The sequence below is a fragment of the Streptomyces sp. NPDC020958 genome (assembly GCF_055562175.1).
Map to the genome: position 1 here is coordinate 1 of NZ_JBVHFU010000003.1, position 14,686 is coordinate 14,686.

The window sequence follows — 14,686 nt, forward strand, 5'->3', positions numbered from 1 at the left end:
AAACGCCCGGTTACATTCCGAACCCGGAAGCTAAGCCTCACAGCGCCGATGGTACTGCAGGGGGGACCCTGTGGGAGAGTAGGACGCCGCCGAACAAACATTGAAAGGGTTGGGCCCTGAACTTCGGTTCAGGGCCCAACCCTTTTTTGTTTTGCTTAACTTGACGTTCACTTTGCGCACCGAGCATCCCAGCATGGGTACTGCTGCAATGCTCAGGGCCGCCGGCGTCGGAGTCGGCGACGAGGTGATCGTGCCGGCCTTCGGGAACGCCGAGGTCGCCGAGGCCGTGACACTGGCCGGTGCGCTTCCGGTGTTCGCCGACATAGATCCGCTGACCTACTGCCTCGACCCGTCGGCGGTGGAAGCGGCCATAACGGAGCGTTCGGCGGCGGTCGTTGTCGTACACCGATTCGGGCGGTGGGCTGACATCCCGCGCTTGCACGCCCTGGGGCAGCGGTACGGACTGCTGGTCCTGGAGCAGGGCGAGTCCGAGGCGCCGTACGACGAGATCGCGCAGCGTCGGCAGCGGGCCGGCTACCTCGACGCGAAGCTGCGCGGGGTACGGACCCCGGACGGTGGCGACGGGCACACCTACCAGCAGTACGTCGTACGGGTGCCCGGGAACGGCAGGCCCGACCGGGACGCCTTCGCCCGGGCTCTGCGCGGCAAGGGAGTTGACTGCCGGGTGCCGGTGAAGACGCCCGTACACCGGCTGCCGGAGTTCCGGCGGTGCGTGTCCCTGCCAGAGACGGAACTGGCCGCCGACGAGACGCTGGCGCTGCCGGTGGAGGCCTCGCTGACGAAGCGGGAGATGCAGCGGATCGTGTCCGCCTGCAACGCCCTCGGCGGACTGCTCCAGACCGCCTTCTGAGCGAATTTGGGAAGTCGGGCGTCGTCGGGGTATGATCTATTCCGTTGCCGCGGGGGAAACCTCGAAAAGGCGACAGGCCCCTATAGCTCAGTCGGCAGAGCGTCTCCATGGTAAGGAGAAGGTCAACGGTTCGATTCCGTTTGGGGGCTCCGTCGAAAAGGCCCCACCCTCACGGGTGGGGCCTTTTTCATGCCCTTTTCCCCGGCCCCCTCAGTCCTTCTGAAGGCCGGGGACCCGCATCGCCAGAATCGCCATGTCGTCCGAAGGCGCGTCCGACGCGAAACGCTCCACCGCGCGCATGATGCGTGCGGCCACCGCGCCCGCCGTCAGTCCCGTGCAGGTCGTCAGCACGTCCGCGAGGCCGTCGTCGCCGAGCATGCGCGTGCCTTCCCGGCGTTCCGTCACGCCGTCCGTGACGCACAGCAGGACGTCGCCCGGGTCGAGAGTGACCGTCTCCTCGTAAAGGTCCAGGTCCTCGATGACGCCGAGGAGCGGCTGGGGTTCGGCGGCGGCCTCCACCGTGCCGTCCTGGCGCAGCCGCAGCGGGAGCGGATGGCCGGCGCACACCACCTTCATCTCGGCGCTGCCGTCCTCCTGGGGGCGCATCTCGCCGTACAGGAGGGTCAGGAAGCGGCTGCGGTCGCCCTCGTCGAGGATGGCCGAGTTCAGGCGCTCCAGGACGGCCGGTCCGCTGAGGCCCTCGCGGGCCAGCAGCCGCAGGGCGTGCCGGGCCAGGCCGGTCACCGCGGCCGCGTTCGGGCCCGTGCCGCAGACGTCGCCGATGGCGAAGCCGTACGCGCCGTCCGAGATGGGGAAGACGTCGTAGAAGTCGCCGCCGACCTCGTTGCCCTCGCCGGCCGCGCGGTAGATGACCTCGACCTCCATGCCCTCGATGTGCGGGGTCCCCGGGGGCAGCAGGCTGCGCTGGAGGGCCTGGCTGATGGCGGTGCGCTCCGAGTACAGGCGGGCGTTGTCCAGGGCCAGGGCGGCACGACGGGAGAGGTCCTCGGCGAGTTCCAGGATCTCCTGGCGGAAGTGTTCGTCGGTGGGTTTGCCGAGCGTCAGCATGCCGATGACGCGGTTGCGGGCCACCAGGGGCAGGACGACGGTCTCGCCGCCGACGGCGGAGGCCGTGGCGAGGGTGGGGCCGATGCCGGAGGAGACCTGGCGGGTGGGGCCGCCGGTCAGGCCCAGGCTGCGCATGGAGCTGCGCAGGGCCGCCCGGTGGGCGTGTTCCCCGGGGGCGGCCCAGACGCGGGCGCCGGGCGTGGGCACCGGGTCCGGCGGGGGCACCTTGGAGAGCAACGACTTGATGCCGTCGATGAGTTCCTCGTCCTCGTGCAGGACGTACGACAGGTACGGCTCGGAGGCCTGGTCGGCGATCGTGTAGACGGCGCACCAGGTGGCCAGGGTCGGGACCGTCATCTGCGCCATCAGGGCGAGGGTCTGGTCGCGGTCCAGGGTGCCGGCGAGCAGGTCCGAGGCCTCGACCAGGAAGCTGAGCGAGCCGCGGCGCAGCCGCTCCAACTCGCCCAGTCGGGCCGACTCGACGGCCAGGGCGATGCGGTCGGCGGCGAACTGGAGGCGCAGCGCCTCCTCGTTGGAGTACCTGCCCGGAGCCTCGGCCGCGACGCCCAGGGAGCCCGTCAGGCGGCCCTCGACCTTCAGCGGGACCGTGACGACCGAACGCATGCCGGTGCCTGCCAGGAGGGGCACGGCGCCCGGTACGGCCGTCAGATCGTCGTGTACGGCCGGCATACGGGCCGAGCCGTAGCGGCCGGGGCCCGCTTCGACGGGCACGCGCGCGAAGCGCTGGCGTGCGGAGGGCAGGCCGGTGGAGGCGCGGACCTCCAGCTCGGTCTCGTCGTCGGTGGCGAGGAGCAGGAAGGCGGAGTCGCCGTCGAGCATGTCCCGGGCGCGTTCCACGGTGCGCTGGAGGAGGCCGTCGAGGTCGTCCGGGGCCGGGGAGCCGATGAACACCTCGAAGGGGTCCGCGCTCTGGCCGTCGGCGGCGCCGGTGGCGTCTGAGGCGGGCACGCGCAACGGGGTCTGCAGGACGGCGCGTTCGTGGTCCCGTACGAGCAGGCAGACGGTGGAGGGTTCGCCGCCGGTGTCGCGGACTCTCAGGTGGGAGGCGTAGACGGGGGTGACGCGGCCGTCCGCGCCGCGGATGCCGTAGCTGCCCTCCCAGCGGGAGAGCTGGAGGGCCTCGGCGACGCCGGTGCCGGTCCCCGGGGTGTGCGGCCAGGCCGCGAGGTCGGTGAGGGCCTTGCCGGTGACCTCGGCGGCGGTGTGGCCGAAAAGGTCCTCGGCGTCCTCGTTCCAGGCCGTCACGGAGCCCTTGCGGTCGATCTGGACGACCGCCACGCGGACCCGGCCGTCGGCGAGGGGCAGCAGTTCGGCGGGGAGGGACGGGCCGGCGGCGCGGGTGCCGACGGGGCGCTCGGGGAGGTCGAGCTGGAACCAGACGTTCTTGTGGGTGGGGGTGTACTCGACGCCCCAGCGGGCGGCGAGGGCCGCGCAGAGCTGGAGGCCGCGGCCGCCCTCGCGGTCGGGGCTGCCCATGTTGACGGCGGATCCCTGGAGCGGGACCTCGCGTTCCGGGTAGCGGTCGGCGACCTCGATGCGTACGCCGTCCTCGGTGCGCAGGCACAGGACGTCGGCGTGGGTGCCCGCGTGCACCACGGCGTTGGTGACGAGTTCGCTGGTGAGGACCACGGCGTCGTCGACGATGTCGGCGAAGCCCCAGCCCTGGAGGGTGTCGCGGACGAAGGCCCGGGCGGTCGCGACCGATCGCCCCACGGGCTCGAAGGTGGCGGCCGCGCGCGCGGTGATCACTGAACTCCTCGTCCGGGTCTCGACGTGCGGACTCTGCCGGCCGGTGGGCTCGTGCCGCTGCTGCGGCATGCGCTCGCCCGTGGGCCGTGGCTCCGGGTTGTGTCCCCCGGGGATCACTCCGGTGGTCATGGTCTGCGGCCGCCCCTCCGAATGCCCGCTCGTTCTCGTGCCACCGCCCAGGCCGGACGGACCGGTGCGGCTGGACAGCCGCATGCAAGGTTACTTACCTTCGCCGTCCGGGCGGATGCCGGTCGCCGGTGTTTACGCCCCAAGGGTGTGCGGACGATGTGCGAAGCTGCCGAACTGTTATGGCCTGGTTCGGCCGGGGTGAAACACTGGGCAAGCTTCTGTTGAAGGTCCGGTCAGCCTGCGTGCGTTCCGTGTACGGAGGGCAGCAGCCCTTGGTGTGACCGGATCCCATCTGGCAGAAATACGCAGCAGTAACTGGTACGCCGAAGTAAGTGGTACGCCGAGTACGGCGGTATCCGGGCACGGCAGTGGCACAGCAGTAACGGTCGACCCCTGCGGGAGGGACACAGTGGAGTCTGGCGCAGCGACGCGGAGCACTCAGGCGCGCGCGAAAGGCGGACCGTCCCTGAGCAGGCGGCGGGGCGGCGGGACCACGGAGGTGGACTCGGCGTCCTTGGACCGGTTGCTGGTGGCTCTGGTGGCCATGCGGGACGGGAATTTCCGCAAGCGGCTCACGGTGTCCGGGGACGGCGTGATGTCGGAGATCGCGGCGGTCTTCAACGAGGTGGCCGACCGCAATCTCCACCTCACGGGTGAGTTGTCGCGGGTACGGCGTGTCGTGGGACGTGAGGGAAAACTCACGGAGCGGCTGGAGACGGGTGCCTGCGAGGGTTCCTGGGCGGCTGCGATCGACAATTCGAACGACCTGGTCGACGACCTGGTGCGGCCGGTCTCCGAGGTGGGCCGGGTCCTGACGGCGGTGGCCGAGGGTGACCTGTCGCCGCGGATGGAGCTGCGGACGCCGTCGCCGGACGGGGCGGGGCATCCGCTGCGCGGCGAGTTCCTCAAGGTCGGCCGCACTGTCAACAACCTGGTCGACCAGTTGTCGACGTTCACCGACGAGGTCACGCGGGTGGCCAGTGAGGTGGGCACCGAGGGCAAGCTGGGCGGGCAGGCACGCGTGCGTGGCATGTCGGGTTCCTGGCGGGACCTGACGGACTCGGTGAACACGATGGCGTACCGGTTGACGGCGCAGGTGCGGGACATCGCGCTGGTGACGACCGCGGTCGCCAAGGGTGATCTGTCCCGGAAGGTCACCGTGCAGGTGGCCGGGGAGATGCTGGAGCTGAAGGAAACCGTCAACACGATGGTGGACCAGCTGTCGGCGTTCTCCTCGGAGGTGACCCGGGTCGCCCGTGAGGTGGGTACGGACGGCATCCTGGGCGGTCAGGCGCACGTACCGGGTGTCGCGGGTACGTGGAAGGAGCTCACGGACTCCGTCAACACCATGGCGGGCAACCTGACGGCGCAGGTGCGCGGGATCTCGGAGGTGACGACCGCGGTCGCCAACGGTGACCTGTCGCGCAAGGTGACCGTTCCGGCGCGCGGTGAGGTCGCGCAGCTCGCCGAGACGATCAACCAGATGACCGAGACGCTGCGGATCTTCGCGGACGAGGTCACGCGGGTGGCCAACGAGGTCGGTGGCGAGGGGCGGCTCGGCGGGCAGGCGAACGTGCCGGGGGCGGCGGGTACCTGGAAGGACCTGACGGACTCCGTCAACACGGTCTTCAGGAATCTGACCACGCAGGTGCGTGACATCGCGGCGGTGACGACGGCGGTGGCCAACGGTGACCTGTCGCAGAAGGTCACCGTGGATGTGGCCGGCGAGATGCTGGAGCTCAAGAACACCGTCAACGGCATGGTTGATCAACTGTCGTCGTTCGGTGCGGAGGTCACCCGGGTGGCCCGGGAGATCGGTGTCGAGGGTGAGCTGGGTGGTCAGGCGCAGGTGCCGGGGGCGGCGGGTACCTGGAAGGACCTGACGGACTCCGTCAACACGGCGTTCCGCAACCTCACCGGTCAGGTGCGCAACATCGCCCAGGTGACGACGGCGGTGGCCAACGGTGACCTGTCGCAGAAGGTCACGGTCGACGTCTCGGGCGAGATGCTGAAGCTGAAGAACACCGTGAACACGATGGTGGACCAGCTGTCCAGTTTCGCCGACCAGGTGACGCGGATGGCCAGGGACGTGGGCACGGAGGGCCGGCTGGGCGGGCAGGCCCGGGTGGACGGTGTCTCGGGCACCTGGAAGGAGCTGACGGACTCCGTCAACTTCATGGCCGGCAACCTCACCTCGCAGGTGCGGCAGATCGCCCAGGTGACGACGGCGGTGGCGCGGGGCGACCTGTCCCAGAAGATCGACGTCGACGCGCGCGGTGAGATCCTCGAACTGAAGAACACGATCAACACGATGGTTGATCAACTGTCGGCCTTCGCCGACCAGGTCACGAAGGTGGCCCGTGAGGTGGGTACGGAGGGCCGGCTCGGCGGGCAGGCGCAGGTGCCGGGCGTGGCCGGGGTGTGGCGGGACCTGACGGATTCCGTGAACGGCATGGCCGGCAACCTGACGGCGCAGGTCCGCAACATCGCGCAGGTGGCGACCGCGGTGGCCCGGGGTGACCTGTCCCAGAAGATCACCGTGGACGCGCGCGGTGAGATCCAGGAGCTGAAGAACACCCTGAACACGATGGTGGACCAGCTGTCGTCGTTCGCCCAGGAGGTCACGCGCGTGGCGCGCGAGGTGGGCACCGAGGGCATCCTGGGCGGTCAGGCGGAGGTGCAGGGGGTGGCGGGCACCTGGAAGGACCTCACCCAGTCCGTGAACTTCATGGCGAACAACCTGACCATCCAGGTGCGCAACATCGCCGAGGTCACGACGGCGGTCGCCAAGGGCGACCTGTCGAAGAAGATCACCGTTGACGCGAAGGGCGAGATCCTCGAGCTCGTCACGACGGTCAACACGATGGTGGACCAGCTGTCCAGTTTCGCCGAGCAGGTGACCCGGGTGGCCCGTGAGGTGGGCACGGAGGGCATCCTGGGTGGTCAGGCGCGCGTTCCGGGTGTCACGGGCATCTGGAAGGACCTCAGCGACAACGTGAACCTGATGGCCAACAACCTGACCATGCAGGTGCGGAACATCTCCCAGGTCTCGGCTGCGGTCGCCAACGGCGACCTGACGCGGCAGGTGACCATCGAGGCGAGCGGTGAGGTGGCGCAGCTCGCCGACACCATCAACCAGATGGTGAAGACGCTGAGTTCGTTCGCCGACCAGGTCACCAAGGTGGCCCGTGAGGTGGGTACGGACGGCATTCTGGGTGGTCAGGCGCACGTACCGGGTGTGGCGGGGACCTGGAAGGACCTCACCGAGTCGGTGAACCAGATGGCGTCCAACCTGACCGGGCAGGTGCGCAACATCGCGATGGTGACGACGGCCATCGCCAAGGGCGACCTGACCAAGAAGATCGACATCGACGCGCGCGGTGAGATCCTCGAACTGAAGACGACGATCAACACGATGGTCGACCAGCTGTCCAGCTTCGCCGAGGAGGTCACCCGGGTCGCCCGCGAGGTGGGCACCGAAGGGGAGCTGGGCGGTCAGGCTCGCGTGCGTGACGTGGACGGTACCTGGCGCGACCTCACCGAGTCCGTGAACGAGATGGCCGGGAACCTGACCCGGCAGGTGCGCGCCATCATGCGGGTGGCGACCGCGGTGACCCGTGGTGATCTGAACCTGAAGATCGACGTGGACGCCTCCGGCGAGATCCTGCAGTTGCAGGACTACATCAACAAGATGATCGCGAACCTGCGTGACACCACGATCGCCAACGAGGAGCAGGACTGGCTCAAGGGCAACCTGGCGCGTATCTCCGCGCTGATGCAGGGGCGCCGGGACCTGGCGGACGTGGCCGCGCTCATCATGAGCGAGTTGACGCCGGTGGTCTCCGCGCAGCACGGCGCGTTCTTCCTGGCGATGCCGCTGGTCGATGGCAAGGATCTGAGCGCGGAGAGCGAGGAGGCGTACGAGCTGCGGATGCTGGGTTCGTACGGTTACTCGATGGGCTCCATGCCGACGTCGTTCCGGCCGGGTGAGGCGCTGATCGGCACGGCCGCCCACGAGAAGCGCACGATCCTGGTGGAGAAGGCGCCGACCGGTTACCTGAAGATCTCCTCGGGGCTGGGCGAGGCTCCGCCGGCGCAGGTGATCGTGCTTCCGGTGCTGTTCGAGGGCAAGGTGCTCGGCGTGATCGAGCTGGCGTCGTTCACGCCGTTCACGCAGATCCAGAAGGACTTCCTGAACCAGATCGCCGAGATGATCGCGACCAGCGTCAACACCATCTCGGTGAACACCAAGACCGAGGTGCTGCTGAAGCAGTCGCAGGAGCTGACCGAGCAACTGCAGGAGCGGTCGGCGGAGTTGGAGAACCGGCAGAAGGCCCTGCAGGCGTCCAACGCCGAACTGGAGGAGAAGGCGGAGCTGCTGGCCCAGCAGAACCGGGACATCGAGGTGAAGAACACCGAGATCGAGGAGGCCCGGCAGGTCCTGGAGGAGCGTGCCGAGCAACTCGCGGTCTCCATGCGCTACAAGAGCGAGTTCCTCGCCAACATGTCGCACGAGCTGCGCACCCCGCTCAACTCGCTGCTGATCCTGGCCAAGCTGCTCGCCGACAACGCCGAGGGCAATCTGTCGCCGAAGCAGGTGGAGTTCGCCGAGACCATTCACGGCGCCGGTTCCGATCTGCTGCAGCTCATCAACGACATCCTCGACCTGTCGAAGGTGGAGGCGGGCAAGATGGACGTCTCGCCGACGCGCATCGCGCTCGTCCAGCTCGTGGACTACGTGGAGGCGACCTTCCGGCCGCTGACCGCGGAGAAGGGCCTGGACCTGTCGGTGCGGGTCTCGCCGGAGCTGCCCGCCACCTTGCACACCGACGAGCAGCGGCTCCTTCAGGTGCTGCGCAACCTGCTGTCCAACGCGGTGAAGTTCACCGACTCCGGTTCGGTGGAGCTGGTGATCCGGCCGGCGAGCGGCGAGGTGCCGGCGGGGATCCGGGAACAGCTTCTGGAGGCCGGTTCGCTCAGCGATCCGGACGCGCCGCTGATCGCGTTCTCGGTGACCGACACCGGCATCGGCATCGCGGCCAGCAAGATGCGTGTGATCTTCGAGGCGTTCAAGCAGGCCGACGGCACGACGAGCCGCAAGTACGGGGGCACGGGGCTGGGGCTGTCGATCTCGCGGGAGATCGCGCAGCTGCTCGGTGGTGAGATCCATGCGCAGAGCGAGCCGGGCCGTGGTTCGACGTTCACGCTGTACCTGCCGCTGCACCCGAGTGAGCTGCCGCCGCAGGGCTATCAGCAGTCCGTGCCCGCGCTGGAGGCCGGGGACCTGGTGGCTTCGCAGAACCGCAGCTCGGAGCTGTCGGGGGTGGAGATCGAGACGCCGGCCGAGGTGAAGTCGTACCAGGAGACCCAGAACGGTGCCGCGGCGCTCTTCCGGCGGCGGCGCCGGGGTGCTCCAGCGGTGCCCGAGACCTGGCCGGTGCTGGCCGAGCAGGAGGTGGCGGCCCCGCAGCCGCGCCGGGGGGTGCGGTTCGGCGGGGAGAAGGTGCTGATCGTCGACGACGACATCCGCAACGTCTTCGCGCTCACCAGCGTCCTGGAGCAGCACGGTCTGTCGGTGCTGTACGCCGAGAACGGCCGGGAGGGCATCGAGGTGCTGGAACAGCACGAGGATGTGGCGGTGGTGCTGATGGACATCATGATGCCGGAGATGGACGGCTATGCGACGACCAGCGCGATTCGTCGGATGCCGCAGTTCGCCGGGCTGCCGATCATCGCGCTCACCGCGAAGGCGATGAAGGGCGACCGGGAGAAGGCGATCGAGTCGGGTGCCTCCGACTACGTCACCAAGCCGGTCGATCCTGATCACCTTCTGGCGGTGATGGAGCAGTGGATGCGCGGGGAGTGACCGAAACGATCAGGTGTGATGTGAACGCTGTGGGAACCTTCCGTGAGCGCGGGAAGTCGCTGACTCACGGTGGCCGAACCCGTGTAGAAGTGCGGGATTGGGGGAACCTTCTGGTCTCCGGCTGCGTTTCTGCTACGTGCACAGTGACATCGCGGTGACAGGGTGTGGCGACAGGCGGGGTGCGGCTACCATGACCGGCACAAGGACGGGCGGCGAAACGGAGTCGTCCCCTGGGGCGGCGCCCGGTGCACATCCGGGGCGAGGAGGGCGGGCCATGGTGCAGAAGGCCAAGATCCTCCTGGTCGATGACCGGCCGGAGAATCTGCTGGCGCTGGAGGCCATCCTCTCTGCGCTCGATCAGACACTGGTGCGGGCATCGTCCGGGGAGGAAGCACTCAAGGCACTGCTCACGGACGACTTCGCGGTCATTCTGCTGGACGTCCAGATGCCGGGCATGGACGGTTTCGAGACCGCGGCGCACATCAAGCGGCGGGAGCGGACCCGGGACATCCCGATCATCTTCCTCACCGCCATCAACCACGGCCCCCACCACACCTTCCGGGGCTATGCGGCGGGCGCGGTCGACTACATCTCCAAGCCCTTCGACCCGTGGGTGCTGCGCGCCAAGGTCTCGGTGTTCGTCGAGCTGTACATGAAGAACTGCCAGCTCCGCGAGCAGGCGGCGCTGCTGCGGCTGCAGTTGGAGGGCGGTGGCAAGGGCGGCGCGGTGGCCGGCAAGGAGTCCGCGGGGCTGCTCGCCGAGCTGTCGGCGCGGCTCGCCGCCGTCGAGGAGCAGGCCGAGGCACTGTCCAAGCAGCTGGACGACGAGTCCGCGGACGCGGCCGCGGTGGCCACGGCGGCCCATCTGGAGCGCAAACTCACCGGCCTGCGGCGGGCGCTCGACGCCCTCGAACCGGGTACGGGCGGCGGTACCGCACCGCTCCCGTCGCAGAACTGACCGCGGCGGCGGACACCGTTGCCCATGAGCGTGCGTCAGTTCCGTGCCCCGGCAAGGGCGACACGAACGGGTGAAGCAGTGGGCACACGTGTCCCCCGTCGCATCCCCCGGTAACCTCACACCCATGGCCTCACGTCCCTCGGCAGCCAAGAAGCAGCCCGCGAAGAAGGCCGCTCCCTCGAAGGCTCCGGTGAAGAGGGCCGCCGCGAAGAAGGCCCCGGCCAAGAAGGCGCCAGCCAAGAGGACCGCGGCGAAGAAGTCCGCCCCACCGCCCAGGCCGGCGCCCAGCCCCACCGAGGGCGTCGTCCGCCTGGTGCGCGCCCTCTGGCTCGGCCTCGCGCACGCCGTCGGCGCCGTGTTCCGCGGCATAGGACAGGGAGCCAGGAACCTGGACCCGGCCCACCGCAAGGACGGTGTCGCCCTGCTGCTGCTCGCCCTCGCCCTGATCGTCGCCGCCGGCACCTGGGCCGACCTGCACGGCCCGGTCGGCGACCTGGTCGAGATCCTCGTCACCGGCGCCTTCGGGCGTCTCGACCTGTTGGTGCCGATACTGCTCGCGGTGATCGCCGTACGGTTCATGCGCCACCCCGAGCAGCCGGAGGCCAACGGCCGGATCGTGATCGGGCTGTCCGCGCTGGTCATCGGCGTGCTCGGGCAGGTCCACATCGCCTGCGGCGCGCCCGCCCGCAGCGACGGCATGCAGGGCATAAGGGACGCCGGCGGCCTCATCGGCTGGGCGGCGGCGACCCCGCTGACGTACACCATGACCGAGGTCCTCGCCGTACCCCTGCTGGTGCTGCTCACGGTCTTCGGGCTGCTGGTCGTCACGGCGACCCCGGTGAACGCGATCCCGCAGCGGCTGCGTGCGCTGGGCGTGCGCCTCGGTCTGCTGCACGACCCCGAACCGGACGACTACCCCGAGTACACCGAGGACGACGAGCGCTACGACGACCAGTGGCGCGAGGTGTTGCCCGCGCGCCCCCGCAAGCGCACCGGCGCCCCGGCGGAGTACGACCCCGAGGCCGCCGAGCAGGAGGCGCTCAGCAGGCGCCGGGGCCGCCCGAGGCGCTCCGCGGTGCCGCAGCCCGAGATGGGCCGCCGGCTGGACGCGGTGGACGTCGCGGCGGCGGCCGCCGCCGCGCTGGACGGCGCGGTCCTGCACGGCATGCCGCCCTCGCCGCTCGTCGCCGACCTCACCCAGGGCGTCGGCGTGGGCGACCGCGAGGAGACCACGCCCACGCCCACGCCCGGACCTGTGCCGGTCCCGAACCCGGTCCCGGCGGCGCGGCCCAAGCAGGAGAAGCTCCAGGGCGAACCGGTCGTCGCGGACCTGACGAAACCGGCCCCCGCGGAACCCCGCGACCTGCCCCCGCGCGCCGAGCAGCTCCAGCTCTCCGGCGACATCACCTACTCGCTGCCCTCGCTGGACCTGCTCACCCGCGGCGGCCCCGGCAAGGCCCGCAGCGCGGCCAACGACGCCGTCGTCGCCTCCCTCACCACCGTCTTCTCGGAGTTCAAGGTCGACGCGCGCGTCACCGGCTTCACCCGTGGACCGACGGTCACCCGGTACGAGGTGGAACTCGGTCCCGCCGTGAAGGTCGAGCGGATCACGGCGCTCACCAAGAACATCGCGTACGCCGTCGCCAGCCCGGACGTGCGGATCATCAGCCCGATCCCCGGCAAGTCCGCGGTCGGCATCGAGATCCCCAACACCGACCGGGAGATGGTCAACCTCGGTGACGTGCTGCGGCTCGCCGAGTCCGCCGAGGACGACGACCCGATGCTGGTCGCCTTTGGCAAGGACGTCGAGGGCGGGTACGTCATGCACTCGCTGGCGAAGATGCCGCACATGCTGGTCGCGGGCGCCACCGGCTCCGGCAAGTCGTCCTGCATCAACTGCCTGATCACCTCGGTCATGATGCGGGCCACCCCGGAGGACGTGCGGATGGTCCTCGTCGACCCCAAGCGCGTCGAGCTGACCGCCTACGAGGGCATCCCGCACCTCATCACGCCGATCATCACCAACCCCAAGCGGGCCGCGGAGGCGCTCCAGTGGGTCGTGCGCGAGATGGACCTGCGCTACGACGACCTGGCCGCGTTCGGGTTCCGGCACATCGACGACTTCAACAAGGCGATCCGCGAGGGCAAGGTGAAGCTGCCCGAGGGCAGCGAGCGGGAGCTCAGTCCGTACCCGTACCTGCTGGTGATCGTCGACGAGCTCGCCGACCTGATGATGGTCGCCCCGCGTGACGTCGAGGACGCCATCGTGCGTATCACGCAGCTCGCGCGGGCCGCCGGCATCCACCTGGTGCTCGCCACCCAGCGCCCGTCGGTCGACGTCGTCACCGGTCTGATCAAGGCGAACGTGCCCTCCCGGCTCGCCTTCGCCACCTCCTCGCTCGCCGACAGCCGGGTCATCCTCGACCAGCCCGGCGCGGAGAAGCTGATCGGCAAGGGCGACGGTCTCTTCCTTCCGATGGGGGCGAACAAGCCGACCCGTATGCAGGGCGCGTTCGTCACCGAGGAGGAGGTCGCGGCGATCGTCCAGCACTGCAAGGACCAGATGGCGCCCGTCTTCCGGGACGACGTCACCGTGGGCACCAAGCAGAAGAAGGAGATCGACGAGGACATCGGCGACGACCTCGACCTGCTGTGCCAGGCGGCCGAGCTGGTCGTCTCCACGCAGTTCGGCTCGACGTCCATGCTCCAGCGCAAGCTGCGCGTCGGTTTCGCCAAGGCCGGCCGGCTCATGGACCTCATGGAGTCGCGCGGGGTCGTCGGGCCCAGCGAGGGGTCCAAGGCACGTGACGTTCTTGTGAAACCCGATGAGCTGGACGGAGTGCTCGCCGTGATCCGTGGGGAGTCTGAGGGGTAGGTCTGTCCCAGGGGCGCGGGCGCCTGTAGGCCGGGTGGAGGCATGTCGTGATCCACCCGTTAGAGATCGTCGGGCAACCGTTTCCCTTTGACGTACGTCAAGTTGAGCGAGAGGAAAGGTGTGTACTCCATCTTGGGGCGCACACCTGACCTGTCATCGGGGTGTCCGGCCATACCGATGGCGTAGAAAGTCGTATCGTCCGGTTGCCTCACCCTTTCGTACCCCCCCTAGACTGAACCTCCAGCACAGGCGGCTAAACGCTCGAAAGGCGCCCCCGTGTCCATCGGCAGCAACTCCCCTGAAGACGAGCGTCCGTTCCAAGACGTGTCCGAGGAAAACCGCCCCTCCGTAGGCCGAGCCCTCAAGCAGGCCCGCATCGCCGCCGGGCTGACCGTCGACGACATCAGCGGGAGGACCCGGGTCCGGATCGCCATCGTGCACGCCATCGAGGCCGACGACTTCGCCCCCTGCGGCGGCGACGTCTACGCCCGAGGCCACATCCGGACCCTGGCCAGGGCCGTCGGTCTCGACCCCGAGCCGCTGCTCGCGCAGTTCGCGGCCGAGCACGGTGGTGGGCGGCCCGCGCCGACGCCCGCCGCACCGCTGTTCGAGGCGGAACGCATCCGGCCCGAGCGGCGCGGACCCAACTGGACGGCGGCCATGGTCGCCGCGATCGTCGTCGTGATCGGTTTCGTCGGCTTCACCGCCTTCAAGGGTGGTGGCGACGACACCAAGCAGTCGGTCGCCGAGGGCGCCACCCCGTCGACCAGCAAGCCGGCCTCGCCCACCCCCAAGGAGAGCAAGCCCGGCAAGGCCCCCGAGCCCTCCGACAGCGCGATCGCCGCCGCGCCCCAGGACAAGGTCACCGTCCAGGTCAGCGCGGCCAACGGACGCAGCTGGATCTCGGCCAAGGACCACAACGGCCGGATGCTCTTCGACGGGCTCCTGAAGAAAGGCGACTCCAAGACCTTCCAGGACAGCTCCAAGATCAACCTGATCCTCGGCGACGCCGGAGCCATCCAGCTCTACGTCAACGGCAAGAAGATCGAGGACCAGTTCCAGCCGGGTGCCGTGGAGCGCCTGACGTACACCAAGGGCGACCCGGAAGTCGGATAAGCGTTCGGATCGAGCACGTACCCGAGGGGTTGG

The 14,686-nt window shown here is 69.3% G+C and carries 6 protein-coding genes, 1 tRNA gene and 1 rRNA gene; 7 read left to right on the forward strand and 1 reads right to left on the reverse strand.

The window, feature by feature from the left end:
• From rrf to ACZ3KP_RS10345, 3 genes are all read left to right on the forward strand, one after another.
• Positions 1-95, forward strand: a 5S ribosomal RNA gene (gene rrf / locus ACZ3KP_RS10335); the annotation flags it as partial.
• Between the two features lie 113 nt (positions 96-208).
• On the forward strand, positions 209-871 hold the full coding sequence (locus tag ACZ3KP_RS10340; protein ID WP_358979655.1) for a DegT/DnrJ/EryC1/StrS family aminotransferase: 663 nt from the start codon (positions 209-211) through the stop codon (positions 869-871).
• A 76-nt stretch (positions 872-947) separates the two neighbouring features.
• Positions 948-1,020 (forward strand) — tRNA-Thr (locus tag ACZ3KP_RS10345).
• 61 nt (positions 1,021-1,081) lie between these two features.
• On the opposite strand, the gene ACZ3KP_RS10350 is transcribed toward ACZ3KP_RS10345, so the two are convergent.
• Positions 1,082-3,838, reverse strand: coding sequence for a SpoIIE family protein phosphatase (locus ACZ3KP_RS10350; protein WP_467498104.1), 2,757 nt, complete (start codon positions 3,836-3,838; stop codon positions 1,082-1,084).
• A 409-nt stretch (positions 3,839-4,247) separates the two neighbouring features.
• On the opposite strand from ACZ3KP_RS10350, the gene ACZ3KP_RS10355 reads away from it, so the two are divergent.
• From ACZ3KP_RS10355 to ACZ3KP_RS10370, 4 genes are all read left to right on the forward strand, one after another.
• Positions 4,248-9,704, forward strand: coding sequence for a HAMP domain-containing protein (locus ACZ3KP_RS10355; protein ID WP_467498106.1), 5,457 nt, complete (start codon positions 4,248-4,250; stop codon positions 9,702-9,704).
• Between the two features lie 274 nt (positions 9,705-9,978).
• The gene (locus tag ACZ3KP_RS10360; protein ID WP_467498108.1) at positions 9,979-10,662 is read left to right on the forward strand and encodes a response regulator; all 684 of its coding nucleotides are present in this window, start codon (positions 9,979-9,981) and stop codon (positions 10,660-10,662) included.
• 124 nt (positions 10,663-10,786) lie between these two features.
• Positions 10,787-13,537 carry a DNA translocase FtsK gene (locus tag ACZ3KP_RS10365; RefSeq protein WP_467498110.1) on the forward strand — a complete coding sequence of 917 codons (2,751 nt, stop codon included), beginning with the start codon at positions 10,787-10,789 and terminating at the stop codon, positions 13,535-13,537.
• A gap of 276 nt (positions 13,538-13,813) precedes the next feature.
• Complete coding sequence (locus ACZ3KP_RS10370) at positions 13,814-14,653, forward strand: helix-turn-helix domain-containing protein (protein ID WP_467498112.1); 840 nt, start codon at positions 13,814-13,816, stop codon at positions 14,651-14,653.
• Positions 14,654-14,686 lie beyond the last annotated feature (33 nt).

Excerpts from the sequence above, each read along its gene's own strand:
- ACZ3KP_RS10360 (WP_467498108.1), top strand. The coding sequence starts at position 9,979 with ATGGTGCAGAAGGCCAAGATCCTCCTGGTCGATGACCGGCCGGAGAAT.
- ACZ3KP_RS10365 (WP_467498110.1), top strand. The coding sequence starts at position 10,787 with ATGGCCTCACGTCCCTCGGCAGCCAAGAAGCAGCCCGCGAAGAAGGCC.
- ACZ3KP_RS10350 (WP_467498104.1), bottom strand. The coding sequence starts at position 3,838 with ATGACCACCGGAGTGATCCCCGGGGGACACAACCCGGAGCCACGGCCC.
- ACZ3KP_RS10340 (WP_358979655.1), top strand. The coding sequence starts at position 209 with ATGCTCAGGGCCGCCGGCGTCGGAGTCGGCGACGAGGTGATCGTGCCG.